We start from the raw sequence: 18362 nt of genomic DNA on the forward strand, positions 1-18362 counted from the left end.
GAGGGTGTCCCGCCGCCCGGCGGCGGTCAGCGCGTCGTCACTGGTCGGCCTTCGCCTGGATCTCCGTCAGGACCGCCTGGGCGTCCTTGCCCTGCGCGACCTGGCCGACGAGGGACTGGACCGCGCCCTGCGTCGCCGACCACTGCGGGTTGGTCGACGGGTAGAACTGCGCGTCGGGCAGCAGGTCGAGGAACGGCGCGATCGACTCCTTGGTGGCGAGCTCCTCGCCGCCCGACTTCGTCACCGGGATGAAGCCCTCGGCGTCGACCCACGGCACGTAGACCTCGGGCGAGTAGAAGTAGTCGAGGAACGCCGTGATCGCGTCCTGCTTGTCGCCCTCGTTCGTGAAGGCCATGAGGTGGTCCGCGACGCCCAGCGTGACGGGCGAGCCGTCCTTCGTCGGGACCGGTGCCGTGCCGTAGCTCAGCTCCGGGTTCTTCTCCTCGATCTGCCCGATCGTCGGCGGGAGACCGACGATCATGCCGATCTTGCCCTGGATGAAGACGTCGATGAGCGGCGTGCGGTCGGTCGCCCCGGCGTCGGGCTGGGTGAGGCCGTCGACGGCGAGGCTCTGGAAGAACTGCGCGGCCTCGACGTTCTCGGGGGTGTCGACCGTGATCTCGGACGCGTCGCCGTAGCCACCGCCGTTGCCGAAGAACCAGATCGCCGTCTCCGCCTGGGCCTCCTCCGAGCCGAGCGGGAGCCCGTAGCCGTACGTGCCGCCGCCGAGCGCGGAGATCTTCGTCGCGGCGTCCTTGAGCTCGTCCCACGTCTTCGGCGGCGCCTCGGGGTCGAGGCCGGCCTGCGTGAACAGGTCCTTGTTGTAGAACATGGTGCGCGCGGACGCGATGAGCGGGAGGCCGTACTGCGTGCCGTCCATCGACGCGTTCTCGACGAACGACTCCTGGAAGTCGGCGATCGTGTCGGGCGAGAGCACCTCGTCCGCGGAGTACAGCAGGTCGTCCTCCACGAAGCCGGCGAACGCGTCGATGTTGAGGATGTCCGGCGCCTGGTCGGACTGGACCTTGGTGCGGACCACGTCGTTGATGTTGTCCCAGGACTGGACCTCGAGGTTGACCGTGATGTCGGGGTTCTCGTCCTCGAAGCCCGCGATGACGTCCTCCCAGAGCGACTTCGTCTGGTCCGAGTACGTGGGGACGAGCAGGTCGATCGTCGTGCCGTCGCCCTCGCTCTCGCCGCCGCCCCCCTGGCCGCCGAAGCCGCACGCCGAGAGCGCCAGCCCCGCCAGCGCCGTGAGAGCCACCAGACGCAGGGGCCGGCTCGCCGTCGAGGTCGTGCGCCGCGTGTTCGGGTCCTTCATGTCCTTGTCCTCCGCTTCGTTGCCATGAGGTCGATCGGTCCGGTCCGCGTGAGGCACACGGCCGGCAGGAGCGACCGGATCTGTCATCACCATTGATAGATCACGATCATTTCCCGCTCGTTACGATCACATAGAAGCACGTTACGGCAGATTGCGTCCAGAGTCGATCAGACTCCGTCATCGAACCGTCACCTTCGAGCAACTGCCTCGCCGCGGGCATGACGACGCCCCGGGCCCGCCGTTCTCCACGGGTCGCCGGGGCGTCGTCGGCGGCGGTGTCGGCCGCCCGTCGTCAGCAGCTCAGCGCGCCGTACGGCACCACCACCCGCGTGCCGGCCACGACGACCGCCGCCTCGCCCGCCACGACGGACGAGGAGCGCGTGCTGAAGGACCCGGACGCCGCACGGCCGGGCGCGACGGCCGCGACCTCGCGCGTGCCGTGGGCGGTCTCGATCGTCATGTCGACGGGCGCGTCGCCGTCGTTGTCCGCGCGGACCGCGACGTACGCGGTCCCGGCGAGGCACCGGGACACCGCCGTCGCGGTGACGGGGACGTCCCGGACGGGCACGCCGCCCACGGCGATCTCGGCCGCTCCGCCGAACGCGTTCCCCGAGACCGAGCTGAGGCCCACGAGCCGCAGGTACCGGCCCGTCCCCGTGAGGTCGACGGTCTGCGGCGCGAGCGTCGCGGTGAAGGACCCGCTCGCGACCGGGTCGCCCCACTCGACGCCGTCCGCCGAGACGTAGACCTCGTACGCCGCCATCCGGCCGTTCGCCGCGTCCTGCCGGGTCGTGTACTGCAGGCCCGTCACGTCGTACGCGGCCCCGAGGTCGAGCGTGACGTGGTGCGGGTACGGCTGCGCCGCCCCGGACCACCTCGTGTGCCAGAACGTGTTCGGGTCCCCGTCGATCGCGTTCGTCGCCGGAGCCTGCTCGGCCGCGGTCTCCTCGCTCGAGACGTCGTGGACCCGCAGCGTCGACCGGTCGATCGGGTTCGCCAGCGGCCGCTGGTCCGAGTCGACGACGCGCGTGGTCGAGACCTCGCGCTCGCCCTGCCGCGCCGTGAACACCCGGTCGCCCGCGAACGTCGCCGCGGGGACGGGCACGTGCCCGGTGAAGGTGCCGTCGGCGAGGGCGCGCACGGTGAACTTCACCGCGCCGTCCACGAGGAGCTCGACGTGGCCGGGGGCGAACCCGGTGAGCGCGAGCGACTCCCAGGCGCCGGCCTCGACGCTCGCGCCGGAGCCGAGCGACACGGTCGGGTCGCCGGGCTCCGCCGTCGGGCCCGGCGGCAGCGGGTGCCCCGGGTCGACGTCGACGCGCACCCTGCCCCCGTCGCCGCGGGACGTGACGAGCTCGCACTCGGCGTCCACGTCGAACGCCGCCGCGACCGTCGCGGTGTACACGCCCGCCGGGTGCAGCGCGTCGCGCGGCGCGTCGGTCGTGAACGTCACGGGCAGCGTCCGCGCCGGGCAGACGAGCTCGGCCGTGAGGGGCCCCGTGAGCACGCTGCGCGTGGCGGGGTCGCCGTCGGCCGCCGTCACGTCGGGCGCGATCCGCGCGCCGTCCGCGGCGAGCTTGGTGCCCGGAGCGGCGACGTAGCCGACCGGCCATGCCGCGGTCGCGCCCGAGCGCGCGTCGACGTCGGCCGAGACGCTGGTCGCCGCCCACGTGGTGCGGGGCGACTCGTAGAAGCCGTGCCCCTGCACCGTCAGGCGCGGACCGAGGTCGCCGAGACGCTGCATGAACGAGGCGACGTCCTTGTCCTCGCGGGCGGTCCACCCGGTCTCGAGGACGGACGCGGCGCGCGGCAGGAGCAGGAACTCGAGCTGGTCCCCGCCACGGACGGTCTCCGACCACAGCGGAGCCTCGACGCCCAGCACGGACTCCTCGTCGATGCCGCCCGGCACCGTGGTCGTGGGCTCCCAGTCGTAGTAGCGGTCCGCGTCGCACGTGCCGCCGCACGCCCAGCTCAGCCCGATCGGGGTGTCCGAGGTGTACTTCTGGTCGAGGTAGGCGCCCGTGGCGTTCGAGACGATCGCCTTGCCGCCCTTGGCCACGAAGTCGCGCAACGGGTCCGCGGAGCCCACCCAGTACTGGGCGATCGAGCCCTCCCAGAAGTCGTCCGGCTGCCCGGCGCCCGCAGCGGCGTACTCGTTCCAGCCGATGACGCCGCGGCCCGTGACCTCCTGGACGTCCGGGACGGCGCGCGTCACGAAGTCCACGAAGCGGTCGTGGCCCATGGCGTGGGTCTCGTCGCCGCCCATGTGCACGTACGGCCCGCCGGTCATCTCGGCGAGCTGGCGGAACACGTGCCGCACGAACGTGTACGACGCCTCGTTCCGCTCGTCGAGCGCGGAGTAGCCCACGTTGCCCGTGCCGTTCCACGGCACGACCCCGGTCGCCGGGTCGGGCGCCGGGAGCGAACGGCTCGTGTTGAGCTCGGGGATCGCGTGCAGGGCGGCGTTCGTGTGGCCCGGGACGTCGACCTCGGGGACGACGGTGACGAAGCGCTCGGCGGCGTACGCGACGATGTCGCGGTACTCGTCCTGCGTGTAGTAGCCGGTGCGCCCGACCTCGTCGCGGTAGCCGCGGCTGTCCATCGCGGTGCGGCCGGAGACGTCGACGAGCCGCGTGTAGTCGATCGTGTCGCCCTCGACGCGACCCTCGTTGGTGATCTCGATGCGCCAGCCCTGGTCGTCGGCGAGGTGCAGGTGCAGGACGCTGAGCTTGAGCTGCGACAGGACGTCGATCTGGCGCTTGATCGCCTCGACGGTCTGGAACGACCGAGCCGGGTCGAGCATCACGCCGCGGTAGGCGAAGCGCGGGGCGTCCTCGACGTGGATCGCGGGGACGGCCCAGTCGGCGGCGACCGGGACGTCGGACTCGACCCATGCCGGGAGGAGCTGGCGCAGCGTCTGCACGGCGTTGAACGCGCCGTGCGCGGTGGTGGCGACGATCCGGACGCCGTCCTCGTCGACGTCGAGCACGTACGACTCGTCCGCCGCGGGTCCGCCCTCGACGGTGTAGCCCGCCTCCGGGTCGACCGTGACCGCGATCGCACCCCGGTCGTCGCCGCCGTCCACGACGGGCAGGGCGTAGCCGGTGGCGGGACGCAGGAGCTCCGCCACGAGGTCCGCCGTGCCGCGCCCGGCACCGTGCGCGACCACCGCGGTCTCCGGGGTGATCCGGAACGCCGACGCCGTGTCGCCCTGCTCCACGAGCGCGGGCCGCGGGACGAGGGCGGGCTCGCGCTGCGGGGTGGGCTCCGTGCCGTCCCAGACCTCGAGCTCCCAGAGCGACACCCCGTACTTCTGGTTCCCGACCGGGGTCCGCTCGATCGTCTGCATCCGCACGAACCGGTAGGCGGCCGCCGGGTCGGCCTGCGCCCCGACGGTCTGCCGGTCGAGAGCGCCGCACGCGGGCGACACGGTCGGGGTCGCGTCCGTCCACGAGGTCCCGTCGTGCGAGACCTGGAGCACGTACCTCGCCGCGCACGCCGTCTCCCAGTAGATGTTCACGTGGTCGATCACGGTGGGCTCGGCGAGCTCGACCGTGAGCCAGGCCGCGTCGGAGGCGTCCGAGGACCACCGGGACGTGTGCTGCCCGACCGGTCCGCTCGTGATCCCGTCGATCGCCTTGTCCGGCGTCCAGCCGTAGGTGCCGCCGCCCTCGCTCCCGGACGCCGTGACGACGCCGCCCGCCGAGGCGAGCGCGACGTTCGACCCCGGCGCGGCAGCCGTCGCGGCGGCCGCGTCGTCGGGCGGGGCGACGGACCCCGTCGCCGGGGTGGCCGTGGCGAGCGCGAGCGCCGCCCCGGCGAGGGCGACGAGCCGGCGTCGGGCCCGGCCTCGGTTCGCTGGTGAAGGACTCGCTGGTGAAGGTGGCACGGCGTCGCTCTCCTCGTCATGGTGCGGTCGTGGTCCCGCTGCCTCGGGGGCCCGGCACGCCGTGCGGCGTCCCGGTGCGCGGCTCGTCGCGCGGGTCGTGGTTGCAGCGCCGTCGCTCCCCCTCCGATGTCCGGCAGCGCCTCGTCGCGCTCCCGTCCACGGCCCGTGCGTCCCTGGCAGACACCCCATCGTGGCATTTCATGATGTATTTGGGAAGGATCCAGCCAAACTCTTTCAGAAATCCTGCCGGGGAGACGGCAGAGCCCTGCCCCGCCGTCGCCGGCGGGACAGGGCTCCGGCCCGACGACCGTCAGGCGCAGCCCAGCGCGTCGTACGACGCCTCGACGCTGCGGGTGACCTCCCGCCCGCCGACCGTGCCGACGACGTCGACCGTCACGCTGCCGGCCTCGACCGCGCCGGCGCGGGTCGCGAACGACTGGTAGGCGGCCTTCCCCGGCTCGACGGCGTCGAACGCCTTCTCGCCGAAGCCCGTCACCAGGCGCGCCGACACCGCGACGTCCGCCCCGTTCGTCGCGCGCACCGCGAGATACGCCTTCCCGGCGAGGCACCGCGGCTGCGCCGTCACGTCCACGGGCAGCTCCGGCTCCGGCTCGCCCCCGCCCGAGCACGTGACCCGCGCGGACGCCCAGTCGGCGTGGTCGTTGCCGTTGCCGTCGCCGCCGTCAGTGACCTGGAGGTCCAGGTAGCGCACCCCGGTCACGTCGAGCGCGAGGTCCTGCGTCGCGCCGCCCCCGCGGAGCACGGGGGTCCGGACGAGCGACGTCCCGTCGCCGAGCACCTCGAAGGCGACCGAGCCCCGCGTCCTCTGGACGTCGTCGACGCCCACGGTCGCGGTGAACGACTCGCAGCGCTCGCCGAGGAAGAGCCGCACGGTGCTCGTGGCGTGCGTGCCCAGCCCCTTCTCGTGGACGGTGCCGCGAAGCGTCAGCGGCGTGCCGTCACCCTCGCCCTGCTCCCCGTTGGACAGGTCGCGCTCGACCGGCCCCCACCCGTTGCCGGACGACACGAACGGCAGGTCGGAGACCCAGTGCTCCCCCGCGGACGGCGGCACGACGACGTACACGTCGCGGGACGCGTCGACCGAGCGCCCGCCGACGGGGTCGGCGGTCGTGGCGTAGGTCGCGCCGGCGTCGAGACGGTAGGCCTGCGCGGACAGCTCGCCGCGCGGGGTGACCTGCCACGTCGTGGTGAGCACGCCGCCGGACGGCAGGCTCTCCGCGGTGGTCGCGCCGGTGGCCTCGACCTCCCAGCCCTCCGGCACGTCGAGCCGCACGACGACGTCGCGCACCTCCGCGGGCTCGAACACCTGGAGCCGCGTGGTCACGGTGTTGGCGGTGTCCGGCTCGAGCGCGGACGTGCCGCCCGAGACGGTGAGGGACGCGCACGCCGGGACCGTGCCCGCCGGGCCGAGGTCCTCGACGAGGAAGTCGTCGACGACCAGGTCGGCCTGGTCGCCGCCGCCGCTGCCCTTGCGCAGACCCACCCAGGTGTCGCCGCACGAGCTCGCCACGACCTCCTCGGAGAACCGTGCCGTGGTGCGCTGCTCGCCCAGCGGCGTCGCGCGCGTCTCGACGGAGACGGGCGTGCCGCTCGCCACCGAGTCGTAGCCCGTGACCCACGTGTAGAGGCCTCCACGCCCGCTCTGGTGGTCGAAGCTCACCCGGTAGCGGTGCCCCGCCTCGAAGCGCACGGTGTGCGGCACCGTCCGGTACACGAGGCCCTGGTTCTCCTCGTGCGCCTTGAGCGACCGGTCGCCGGTGATCACGTCGTCGACGAGCTTCCCGTTCCAGCCCGCCTGCGTGTACGGGGCGTTGCGCTTCGCGAGGTGGGTGCGCGGGTCGGTCACGCCGCCCGCGTCACCCTTGACGAACGGCCCCCAGCCCTGCGGGACGGACTCGAAGTCCTCGAACGCCACGACGTCGGCGCCCTCCTCCAGGAGGTCCGTCGGCACGTCGGCACGCACGGTCGGCACCACGCGCAGGTCGTCCACGCGCACGACGGCGTCGCCCGACCCGGCCTCGACGCTCAGGACCGGTCGGGTCGTCGCGGTGACGTCCACCTCGACCTGGACGCGCTGGAAGTAGCGGCTGTGCTTGTCGTCGGCCGCGACGAGGTTCTTCGCCGTCGACCGCTCGACGACGACGCTCGCCTCGACCACACCGTCGCCCCTCACCCGCAGCGTCGTCGGGCGGGACGCGCCGGGCGCGACCTCGACCCACGCGCTCGCGGCGTAGGTGCCGGGCTCGAGCTCGCCGAGCTCCTGCGACAGCGTCGCCTCGCCCGCCCCGAGCGCTGCGACGTGCTGGCCGTTGGAGAGCCGCTCGACGCTCACGGCGCCCGTCGTGCCGTAGGCGTCGAGGTCGCCCGCGTTGAAGCCCGGGTCGACGATGCCGGTCCCCTGCCCCCAGCCCGCGTCGACCGCGTCGGCCTGCGGCACCCCCACCGGGTAGAGCACGTACGGCTGGCCCGCGTCGGCCTGGACGGTGACCTCACCGTCCGCGACCGGGACGGACCCCACCTCGACGCGACCCGTGTCCGTGAGGCGGTACTGCACGAGCGAGGTCGCACCCGCGAGGGACGCCGGGAGCGTCCAGGTCGTCGCACCGCCGGTGGGGTTGTAGTGGTAGAGCTTCTGGCCGTCCGCGGCCTCGCCCTCGACGCCGGGAGCCTCGGCGGCCGACCACGGCAGCAGGTACGTCCCGCCGCGCGCGACGACCGCGTCGCCCACGAGGATCTCGCGGTCCGCGGCGCTCGTGCCGCGCGCGGTGACGTCGTCCGTGAAGGCGATCTCGTCGTCGGCCCACCGCAGGATCTCGTGATGCTGGAGGAACTTCGTCGGGACGTTCGTCTGCCACACGTTGCGGTAGAACGCGTTCCAGTCGACCTGGCCCGTCCAGCCCTCGAACTCGACGATGCGCGCGTTGCCCAGGAGCGGGTGCGGGTTCCACGTGTCCTTCTCCGCGTTGCGGACGAAGCGCACGATCTGCGAGTTCAGGCCCTTGTTCGTCGCGCCGCCGTAGTTCTCGTCCGCCGACCAGTGGCTCCACAGCGAGTCGGCCTCGAACTTGTCCGACCACTCCGTCGCGAGCTGGAAGTCGTTCGCCCGCGCGGTGTCCGCGAGCGCCCGGGCCTGCCAGCCGTAGTTGTAGTAGACGTCGACGTACAGCAGGTCGAGGTCGCCGCCCGTCTCGTCGGCGAGCTGCCCGATGCGCGCCGCGAGGTCGCCGCTGGTGATGTCCCGGCGCTGGTCGATGTAGTACGACTGCCCGAGCCAGTTCCAGCCCTTCGCGCCCGCGTCGACGAGCTCGTCGGAGAACGCGTCGGCCTCCGCGTAGGCCTCGGTCGCGTTGACGTGCACGCCGAAGTCCGCGTTCCACGCGCCGCCCTCGGCGAGCAGCTCCCGCAGGTCCTCGAGACCGCCCGCACGCTCGTTGTAGTTGCCGCCGTAGTCCGGGTGCGCGGAGTCGTGCCCCTCGGAGCCGTAGCCCTTGAGCAGCGCCATCTGGCCGAGGCCGTCGGTCGCGAGCGAGATGCGCTTCACGTCGTCGAGCGTGCGCAGGAACGGGTGGGTCGCCTGCGACGCGAAGTTGAACGGGATGTGCGACACGACGCGGTCCGGGACCTGGTCGGCCCCGAGCGCCTTCGGCGCCACCGTCCGGTAGGCGATCGCGCCGTCCTGCCAGTCGACGGCACCGTCGCCGTTCGCGTCGGGCGTCACGACGACCGTCGCGCGCGGCAGCTCCTCCGTCGTCGACGAGCCCTTCGCCCGGTAGGTCCACGCCCCCGACCAGACGCCGACGCGCACGCCGTCCGCGGTCGCGAACGCCTGCCGCTGGAGCCGGTTGCCCTCGTTGGCGGCCTTGCCGGACGCCTCGTCGTACACGCTGTTCGTGACGACCGACGCGGCGAGGCCTGACGTCGACACGATCGCGTACGCCGAGCCCACCGGGTTCGCGTTCGTCGGGGTCTGCGCCGACACGGGGGTGAAGGTGTCGCCCACGGTGTTGCGGTTCGGGCTGATGACGGCGCTCGCCACGCTCGCGCCTGCGTCGGTCGACGCGACGGAGAGCAGGTCGTGGCCCGGGATCTCGAGGCTCGCGACGCGGAACGTCTCGGTGTCCTCGATCCCCGTGACCTCGAACGTCACGGTGCGGCCCTCGACCGTGAGGGACGCGTCGAGCGTCACGCCCGGCAGGTCGGCGAACGTCAGGCGGTAGGACGTCGCGGCGTCGGACTGCGCGACGACCTCCCCGGTCACGGCGTGCGCCGTGCCGTTGAGGAGGACCTGCGTCACGGGGCGCGTCGAGCCGGCGAGGCTCGCCCCCGTCCCGCGGTCGGTGTAGGTGAGGACGCGCGGGAAGTCGTCCGCGACCTGGACCTCGAGCTCGTCGGACGCGATCGTGACCGCGCCGTCGACGGCGCCCTGCACCGCGAGCGCCGCGGCGGCGAGGCTCGAGCCCGCCGAGGCCGTGCCGGGCAGGGCGTGCGCGGGCAGCGCGACGAGCGGCAGGCCGAGGACGGGGACGGCGGCGAACGCGACCATCCCGCGCACACCGAGCGTGCGCCGTCGGGGCGGTGGCCCCGGGACGGGGGGTGGACCGGACTGTCGAACCATCTGAGCTCCTTCGATCAGGGCAGGCGGCACCGTGCCGCCGGCCGGTGGTGGTCGTGCGGTCGTGGGACGTTCTGGTGGCAGCGGGGTTCCGGTGGCAGCGGGGTCAGAGGACCTCGACGTACTCCTCCCGCTCGCCCAGGTCGGGCTCCGCGCGCAGCTCGACGTGCTCGCCCGGGGCGTGCTGCTCGAGCACCGTGACGGTGTTCGCCCCCGTGCGCAGCAGCGGCGCGGGGACGTAGAGCGTGCGCTGCGGTCCGCGGCGCCAGTACCGGCCGAGCAGCACGTCGTTCACCCAGACGAACCCCTTGGTCCAGCCGGGCAGCGCGAGGAACGTGTCGGCCGGCTCGTCGACGTCGAGCTCGAACGTCGCGATCGTGTCGGCGGGCCGCCCACCGGTCGTGGGGGGTGGAACCGCCCCGCGCCGCAGCTCCCCCGCGTCGAGCAGGTCGAGCGGGAGGGCCCGCGACTCCCAGGTGTGGACGATGCGCCGGTCGACCAGCACGTCGCCGAGGATCCCCTTGTGCTCGCCGAGACGTGGCCCGTAGTTGACGCGGCCGAGGTTCTCGACCAGCAGCTCGAGCACGACCTCGCGGCCGTCGCCGCGCACGCGCACGCCCTGCTCCGCGGTACGACGCTCGAGCGTGCCCACGAGGACACCGTCGACGTACACCGTGGCGCGGTCGTGCAGGCCGAGGACGCTGACCGTCGAGTCGCCCGGCGGCAGGACGGGGCGCGCCCGGTGGAGAACGAGCCCGGCGTCCTGGCCCAGCTCCTCGAAGGTGAGGGGGCCGGGCGCGGCGACCGCGTCCCCGAGCGTCCGCAGCACGGGCAGCGCCGGTCGTGCGGACGCGACCGCGAGGGTGCGGGGGGCGAGTCGCGGAGCCGGGACGGTCCAGCGCTCGTCGAGGGCGTCGGGCGGCAGGTGCGGCGACGGGTACCGCGAGAAGACGTCGCGCAGCGCCCGGAACTTGGGGGTCGCCGTGCCGTCCTCCGCGACGGGCGCGTCGGAGTCGTAGCTCGTCACCGTCGGCTGCAGGTCGGTGCCGTCGTGGTTGGCTCCCGCGGTCAGGCCGAAGTTCGTGCCGCCGTGCGCCATGTAGAGGCTCACCGAGCCGCCGAGCTCGAGGAGGCGCTCGACGTCGCGCGCGGCGTCGAGCGGGTCGCGCACGTGGTGGCGCTCCCCCCAGTGGTCGAACCAGCCGTTCCAGAACTCGGCGCACAGGAACGGCTCGTCGCGGCGCTCGCGGAGCATCTTCAGCGCCTGCTCGGGGCGCGACCCGAACGTCGCGGTCGTCAGCGCGCCGGGCAGCGTGCCGCCGTCGAGCATGAGGTGGGTGGGTCCGTCCGCGGTGAACAGGAGCTCGTCGACCCCGCGCGCCACGAGCGCGTCGCGGACCCACGCGAGGTAGGCGTGGTCGTCGCCGAAGCTGCCGTACTCGTTCTCGACCTGCACCGCGACGACGGGGCCGCCGCGGTTCGCCTGCAGCGCCGCGAGACGCGGCACCACCTCGTCGAACCAGCTCGCCACCGCGTCGAGGTACACCGGGTCCGACGAGCGCAGCCGCACCCCGGGCGTGCCCGTGAGCCACGCGGGCAACCCGCCGTTCGACCACTCGGCGCAGATGTACGGGCCGGGACGGACGATCGCGTCCATGCCGAGGTCGCCGACGAGGTGCAGGAACCGCTCGACGTCGCGATCGCCGTCGAACACGGTGCGCCCGCGCACGGCCTCGTGCCAGTTCCACGGGACGTAGGTGTCGACCGTGTTGAGCCCCATCGCCCGGACGCGCCGCAGCCGGTCCGCCCACAGGTCGGGGTGCACCCGGAAGTAGTGCACCGATCCCGAGAGGACGCGGTGCTCCGTGCCGTGCCGCAGGAGGCGGAGCCCGTCGGGGACGAGCGTGGGCCGTCGCGCCGGGCCGCTCACTTGATGGCCCCGGCCGCGAGGCCCGAGCGCCAGAAGCGCTGGAGGCAGAGGAAGGCGACGACGAGCGGCACGACGGCGACGAACGCGCCCACGATGACCATGTGGCGCTCGATCTGGCCGGCCTGGACGAGGGCGTTCCAGCTCACGAGCCCGACCGTCACGGGGCGCAGCTCGCCCGAGATGAGGACCTGGGACGGCAGGAGGAAGTTGTTCCAGATCTCGACGAACTGGAACAGGAAGATCGTCACGAGCGCGGGCGCCATCATGCGCAGGCTCACGCCGAAGAAGATCCGGCCCTCGTGCGCGCCGTCGAGGCGTGCCGCCTCGATGACCTCGTCCGGCACGGAGCTCGCGGCGAAGATCCGGCCGAGGTAGACGCCGAACGGGCTCACGACGCTCGGGAGGAGGACCGCGAGGTAGGTGTCGATGATCCCGGTCTGCGAGAACATGAGGAACAGCGGGAGGGTGAACAGGACCTTCGGGACGAGGACCGCGCCGAGCACGACCGCGAACAGCAGGTTGCGCCCCCGGAACTCGTACTTCTCGAGCGCGTACCCGCACGCGACGGCGACGAGGGTGCCTACCCCCGCGCCCACGAGCGAGTAGAGCGCCGAGTTCGCCATCCAGATGCCGAAGATGCCGTTCTGGTAGCCGAAGAGGTCCTGCAGGTTACCGACCAGGTCGAAGTGCGAGAACCACAGCGGGCTGCCCGCGAACGTGTAGCCGGCGTCCTTGGTCGCCGCGACGAGCAGCCACCACAGCGGGAAGAGGAAGTAGACGGCCGTGAGGACGAGGACGGACGTGACCGCCCAGCGGCTGCGCGCCGTCGTCTCGAGCGTGTCGGGGCGCAGGCCGGGCGTCCCGGCCGTCCGGTGCCGACGCGGGCCGACGGTGGCGGGCGCGGTCGTCTCGGCCTCGACGGGGAGGCTCCTCGTGGTCATGAGGCCCTCCGGGAGGTGAGGCGGAAGAACAGGACGGACAGCACGGCCACACCCAGGGCGAGGATCACGGACTGTGCGGCGGCGTAGGGGTAGTTCGCGGACTGCAGCGACGCCTGGGCGGCCATGATCGGCGTGAAGCTCGCGTCGATCGCTCCGGTGCTCTGCTTGAGCACGAACGGCTCGTTGTAGAGCTGCGCGGACCCGATGATCGAGAAGATCGTCGTGAGCAGGATCGCCGGCCGCACGAGGGGGATCTTGACGCTCCACGCGGTGCGGAACGCGGACGCGCCGTCGAGCTTCGCGGCCTCGAGCACCTCGCCCGGCACCCCCTGGAGGGCCGCGTAGATGATGATCATGTTGTAGCCCGTCCAGCCCCAGGTCACGACGTTCGCCACGGCCCACAGCGCGAGGTTCTCGCTGAGGAGGTTCACGTCGAGCCCGAAAAGCCCCAACGCTGCGTTGAGGGGGCTGCTGTCGGACGCGTAGAGGAACGACCACACGAGCGCGGACAGCACCGTGGGGACGGCGTACGGCGCGAAGCTCGAGAGCCGGAAGAAGCCCTTCCAGCGGGCCGACGCCGAGTCGACGAGCAGCGCGATGCCGAGCGCGAGCACGAGCATCACGGGGACCTGCACGACGCCGAACAGCAGGACCCGACCGATCGAGGCGAGGAACGCGCTGTCGCCGAACGCGTACGCGTAGTTGGCGAGCGGGTCGAACACCTCCTGCGTGCCCCCGAGGCCCAGCGCGTCGCGCTGGATGCGGAACAGGCTCTTGTAGATCGCGAACCCGATGGGCGCGACGTACATCGCGAGGAACAGCAGGACGAACGGCCCGACGAACCAGACGGCGTAGCGCGCCGTCCTGCTCCGCGGTCGGCGCAGCGGCGGCGCCTGCCGGTCCGGGTCGTCCGTGCCGGCGGCCGCCGGCAGGGTCTCAGTGGTCATGGCTCTTCCTCGCAGGTGACGTTCTCGTGGAGGGGGTCCCGGTGCCGCGCCCGGGTGCTGCGGGCACCCGGCCGCGGCACCGGCCGCGGTCACTCGTTGACCGCGATGCCCTGCTGCGCGAGCTCGGCGGCGGTCGCGTCGCCGGCCGCGGTCAGGGCGGCCTCGACGGTCGCCCCGGGCTCCTTCGCGAAGGCCTTCTGCATGTTCGTCGCGAGCGTGCCGACGAGCGTCGAGACGCCCGGGCCCCACGCCCAGTCGGGGTTGACCTGGCCGGAGGCGGTCTTGAAGACGTCCGCGACGACCTGGCCGCCGAAGTAGTCGTCACCGGTCGTCAGGAGCTCGGACTCGAGGCCCGCGACGGACGCCGGGTACGTCCCGGCCGCCTCGATCTGCGCGTCGACCGCCGCGAGGTCGGTGCTCAGCCAGTGCGCGACCTCCCACGCCGCCTCGGGGTCGTCGCAGCCCTTGAGGACCGCCGACAGCGACCCGCCGACGTTGCCCGTCAGCTCGTCCCCGGCCTCCCACTGCGGCAGCTCCGCCACGGCCCAGTCGCCGGCTGACGCCGCCGCGGAGTCCTTGAGGATGCCTGCGAACCAGGCGGCACCGACGATCGTCGCGATCGAGCCGTCGCCGAGCCCGGCGGACCAGTCGTCGCTCCAGATGTTGGACCCGATGAGGTCGGCGTCGATGAGGCCCTGCCAGTAGTCGGCGACCGCGACGTTCTCCGGGGAGTCCGGCGTGATGGACCATGCGCCGTCCTCGACGGCGTACCACGGGGCACCGGCCTGCCACGCGAAGCCCGTGTAGTCGTAGTCCTCGTAGGTGCCGGTGAGCTTCACGCCCGCGGCCTTGAGCTGCTCGCCCGCGGCCTGGTACTCGGCCCAGGTGGTCGGCACGGCGACGCCGTTCGCCTCGAAGACGGCCTTGTTGTAGAAGAGGACCATCGGACCCTGGTCCTGCGGCGCGCCGTACACCTTGTCGCCCACCGTCACGCCGGCCCAGCCCGCCGCGGTGTAGGCGTCCTTGTCCGGGGAGGCGTACTCGGTGACGTCGACGACGTTCCCCTCGGCCACGAAGCTCGGGAGCGTCTCGTAGCCGACCTGCGCGAGGCAGGGCGCGTTGCCCGCGGCGACGGAGTTGCGGATCTTGTCGTAGCCGCCCTTGTTGCCGGCCTCGATCTGCGTGTACTCGACCTGGACGTCGTCGTGCGCCGCGTTGAACGCCGCAGCGGCCTCGTCGTAGCCGGCGGCCCAGGTCCAGAGCTGGATCGTGGTGGGCTCGCCGTCGGAGGACCCGTCCCCGGAGCCGCCGCCGTCCGACGAGCTGCACGCGGTGAGGCCGAGGGCGAGGGCGACGACGGACGCGACTCCCGCGGACCGGACGATCGATGACTTCATGACACTCCTTCTGACGACGCTGTGCTGAGGGGGGGCGACCGTGCCCGGTTGCTCGCCACACTCTGGCACAGGTTGATATCCATAACAAGCCTCAGTTGCGAACGCGCATCGCGAGCACGGAAACGTGCACGTTTCTCGTGTTCGTGCTGACTGTTATGGTCAACAACAGGCGCCGGGACGCGCGCTCGTCACCCGGAGAGCACGTGCGGGGACCGGCCGGCACCGGCCCCCGCACGTGGTCCGTCAGCCGCAGCGCAGTGCGGCGAACTCCGCGCGCGCCGTGCCCGACGCGGACGCGACCTCGGCGCTGCCGGCGTCGACCGCCGTCGTGCGCGAGGCGAACGACTGGTAGGCGGAGGCCCCGGGCGCGACACCCGTGACGGTCCGCTCACCGAAGGCGGACCGCAGGGTGAGGTCCGCGGGTGCGCTCCCGGTGTTCCGAGCCGTGACGGCCACGTAGGCCTTGCCCGCGAGGCAACGGGCGCTCGCGTGCGCCGTGATCGTGGGCTGGGCGACGACGGGCGCGCCGTCGACCGCGATCTCCGCGGCCGTCGTCCACGGGTTCCCGTTCACCTCGCGCAGCGCCACGAGCTTCATGTACCGGCCGACGGTCGGGGCGAACCCGATCGTCGAGGGGGTCGCGACGTTCGGGAGCGACCCGGCCGCGACCGGCTCGCCCCAGCTCTCCCCGTCGGTCGACACGTAGATCTCGTATGCGCCGATGCGTCCGTTGGCCGCACCCGTGCCGGTCCCCGTGCGCGGGGTGTACGTGAGCCCGAAGAGCTGCTGCTCGGCGCCCGTGTCGAGCGCGACGTGGTGCGGCGGCGTGGGGGCGGACCCGCTCCAGCGCGTGTGCCAGAACGTCGCGGGGTTGCCGTCGATGGCGTTGGCCGCTCGGCCGTCCTCCCCCTGCGTCTCCTCGCTGTCGACGTCGATCACCGCGACCGGCCGCGACGGCTGGGCGGTGCTCACGGCGACGAGGTCCACGGTGGCGCCGGCGGAGCGCTCCTGCCCGCCGACGGTCCACGTCACCGCCACCGGCACGCGGCCGAGGCCCCACGTGCCCGTCGCGGGTGCGAGGGCGATCGTCACGGTGCGGTCGGCACCGGGCGAGAGGTCGCCGACCTGGGTCGCGGCCGGGGCCGTCCAGCCCGCGGGCGCCTGCGCCGCGACCGCGACGCCCTCGAGCGTGGCGTCCGTCGTGTTCTCGACGGTCACGGTGGCCGTCGCCGACGCGCCCGGCAGCACGCGCCGGGTGTCGACCGCGACGTCGACCGCCACGGCGGGCTCGACCGTCCAGACCGTGCCGGTCATGTCCGGCGGGAGCTGGACCACGGTGCCGTCCTCGTCGACGGAGAGCAGCTGGCGCGTCGACGCGTTGACGACCGCGAAGCCGTCGTCGGTCGCGAGGAGCTGCCACTTCTGGATGTTCGACGAGCCGCAGGCCGAGGCGACGACCGGCACGCCGATCTCGACCGGGACACCCAGGCGGCGCTTGCCGTCGACCACGTCGAGGCACAGGCCCGTGGCCGTCGAGCGAACCGTGTGGTACCCGTCGGCCGTCGCCGTGAGGACCCAGCCGTCGCGCACGTCCGGACCGGCCGCGAGGGACCCCGCAGGCGTCGCGCCGAGACCGTCGCCGTCCGTCGTGGTGAGCGTGTACGCCCCGTCCTCGACGGGCGTGCGGTCGACGTTCTCCCAGCCGGCGGGGCGGCCGATGGAGCGGGCCAGCGCCTCGAACTCGGCGTACGTGCTCTTCGCGTACCCCGCGGTCCACGTCGTCTGCGCGATGAAGCGCAGCGGCATGAACATCTCCTCCTCGACCGAGTTCTCGGTCTGCGCGGCGGCGCTGTCCGGCCACAGGCTCACCTTCGCGCCGGTGAGGCCGGGGTGCGCCGGGTCGACGGTCGAGCCGTAGAACCGCCCGACGTCCCAGCGCTGGTCGTACAGGTTCCTGGTGTTCATCTTGAGCCCGCCGCGCACCAGGTAGAGCGCGTAGGACGAGTTCATCACCAGGTGGCCGGCGTCGAGCAGCGCCTGCGGGCTGACCGGGGTGCCGAGCCAGTGCTCGACGACGATGTCCGTGTCGACCGGCTGAGTGTTGCGGCCCACGAGACCGTCGTTCCAGATGCGCAGCGTCTTGCCGTGCGTCTCCTTGACGTACGCGTTGACCTTGTTCACGAAGGCCACGAACGCGTCGTCCGGCGTCGCCGACGGGCCGTACAGGGACTTCGCGTACGCCTCGATCTGCGGGAAGTTCTGGAAACCGGTCGTGATCATGTACTCGTCCGCGCCCATGTGCCAGTAGTCGGACGTGAACACGTCGAGGTACTCGTCGAGCAGGTCGGTGTAGAAGTCGAAGGCCTCCGGCCGGGTGATGTCGAGCCGCACCTCGTCCCGGACCCCGTTGCGGTCGACGAGCTGCAGCTCCGGCTTGTTCTCGAGCCAGATCTCCATGTGCCCGGGCGAGTTGATCTCCGGGATGACGTCGATCCCGAGCGCGTCCGCCTTCTCCACGACCCGGCCCAGCTGCTCCGGGGTGTAGTAGCTCCAGGTCGCCGTCTCGGGGTGCGCGGTGCTCTTGAGCTTGAGCTCGACGAGCAGGTAGTTGAGCTTGAGCGAGGCCATCTCCTCGAGGAGCCGGTCGATCCACTCCTCGGAGACGTTGATCTGGCAGGCGCACAGCGTCACGCCGCGCTCGGCGTACCGCGGCACGTCGACCGTCGAGCCGGCCGGCAGCACGGTCTGCTGCGCGAGCATCTGGGCGAGGGTCCGGGTCCCGTAGAAGGCGCCCTGCGGTGTCGCGCCGACGATGGTGACGCCGCCCGCGTGGACGGTCAGCGCATACCCCTCCTTCCCGAGGTCGGTGCGGCCGTCGTCGACGGCCAGGTCGACGACGCTCGCGGCGGTGGGGTCGGCCACGACCGGGACGTCCTCGTCCAGCAGCGCGCCGAGCTCGTCCGCCAGGACGTCCGCCGCGCCGGCGAGCCCGTCGTCTCCCCCGGTGGCGACCTGGGTCCCGGCCGCGAGGCTCCACGACCCCGCGGCGTCGGCCCAGTCACGCAGCGACGGGATCACGTCCGGCAGCGGCGGGTCGGCGGCCGCACGCTCGACCGCAGCGGGTGCGGACGCAGGCGCCCCGGTGGGCGCCGCCGACGCGGCCGGGACGGTGAGCGCCCCGACGAGCGCGACCGCGAGCGCCGCCGACACGGCGACCCTCCTCGGCCGCTGATGGTGGGTTGGTCGGTGCATGTGTCGATCTCCTTCGATCCGGTGAGGCCTCGGCCGCGTGCGCGGCGAGGAC

At 72.9% G+C, this 18362-nt stretch carries 8 protein-coding genes; all 8 read right to left on the minus strand.

The features are described 5' to 3' along the window. Positions 1 to 37: 37 nt before the first annotated feature. The 8 genes from RDI86_RS08600 to RDI86_RS08635 all read right to left on the minus strand — a co-directional run bounded on the left by RDI86_RS08600 (position 38) and on the right by RDI86_RS08635 (position 18310). The gene (locus RDI86_RS08600; protein ID WP_308821174.1) at positions 38 to 1321 is read right to left on the minus strand and encodes an extracellular solute-binding protein; all 1284 of its coding nucleotides are present in this window, start codon (positions 1319 to 1321) and stop codon (positions 38 to 40) included. A gap of 292 nt (positions 1322 to 1613) precedes the next feature. Beyond that, the gene (locus tag RDI86_RS08605; protein ID WP_308821175.1) at positions 1614 to 5210 is read right to left on the minus strand and encodes a family 20 glycosylhydrolase; all 3597 of its coding nucleotides are present in this window, start codon (positions 5208 to 5210) and stop codon (positions 1614 to 1616) included. Between the two features lie 310 nt (positions 5211 to 5520). Continuing rightward, the gene (locus RDI86_RS08610; RefSeq protein WP_308821176.1) at positions 5521 to 9846 is read right to left on the minus strand and encodes an endo-alpha-N-acetylgalactosaminidase family protein; all 4326 of its coding nucleotides are present in this window, start codon (positions 9844 to 9846) and stop codon (positions 5521 to 5523) included. Positions 9847 to 9949: 103 nt separating this feature from the next. After that, a complete protein-coding gene (locus tag RDI86_RS08615; RefSeq protein ID WP_251177207.1) occupies positions 9950 to 11773 on the minus strand; it encodes a beta-galactosidase family protein in 1824 nt (607 codons plus the stop codon). Continuing rightward, the gene (locus RDI86_RS08620) at positions 11770 to 12714 is read right to left on the minus strand and encodes a carbohydrate ABC transporter permease (RefSeq protein WP_168945010.1); all 945 of its coding nucleotides are present in this window, start codon (positions 12712 to 12714) and stop codon (positions 11770 to 11772) included. Before RDI86_RS08620 ends, RDI86_RS08615 begins: the two co-directional genes overlap by 4 nt. Then, positions 12711 to 13661 carry a carbohydrate ABC transporter permease gene (locus RDI86_RS08625; protein WP_076404189.1) on the minus strand — a complete coding sequence of 317 codons (951 nt, stop codon included), beginning with the start codon at positions 13659 to 13661 and terminating at the stop codon, positions 12711 to 12713. The genes RDI86_RS08620 and RDI86_RS08625 overlap by 4 nt, the downstream gene beginning before the upstream one ends. A gap of 89 nt (positions 13662 to 13750) precedes the next feature. Continuing rightward, a complete protein-coding gene (locus RDI86_RS08630) occupies positions 13751 to 15058 on the minus strand; it encodes an ABC transporter substrate-binding protein (protein WP_076404188.1) in 1308 nt (435 codons plus the stop codon). A gap of 243 nt (positions 15059 to 15301) precedes the next feature. Beyond that, complete coding sequence (locus tag RDI86_RS08635) at positions 15302 to 18310, minus strand: family 20 glycosylhydrolase (RefSeq protein WP_308821177.1); 3009 nt, start codon at positions 18308 to 18310, stop codon at positions 15302 to 15304. Between the last annotated feature and the right edge of the window lie 52 nt (positions 18311 to 18362).

Origin of the sequence: Cellulosimicrobium sp. XJ-DQ-B-000, from assembly GCF_031119065.1 — a bacterium.
Lineage (GTDB): Bacteria > Actinomycetota > Actinomycetes > Actinomycetales > Cellulomonadaceae > Cellulosimicrobium > Cellulosimicrobium funkei.

What these genes read in the sequence shown, in the direction of transcription:
- RDI86_RS08600 (WP_308821174.1), bottom strand. Translation starts at nt 1,321, where the DNA reads ATGAAGGACCCGAACACGCGGCGCACGACCTCGACGGCGAGCCGGCCC.
- RDI86_RS08610 (WP_308821176.1), bottom strand. Translation starts at nt 9,846, where the DNA reads ATGGTTCGACAGTCCGGTCCACCCCCCGTCCCGGGGCCACCGCCCCGA.
- RDI86_RS08620 (WP_168945010.1), bottom strand. Translation starts at nt 12,714, where the DNA reads ATGACCACGAGGAGCCTCCCCGTCGAGGCCGAGACGACCGCGCCCGCC.
- RDI86_RS08625 (WP_076404189.1), bottom strand. Translation starts at nt 13,661, where the DNA reads ATGACCACTGAGACCCTGCCGGCGGCCGCCGGCACGGACGACCCGGAC.
- RDI86_RS08630 (WP_076404188.1), bottom strand. Translation starts at nt 15,058, where the DNA reads ATGAAGTCATCGATCGTCCGGTCCGCGGGAGTCGCGTCCGTCGTCGCC.
- RDI86_RS08635 (WP_308821177.1), bottom strand. Translation starts at nt 18,310, where the DNA reads ATGCACCGACCAACCCACCATCAGCGGCCGAGGAGGGTCGCCGTGTCG.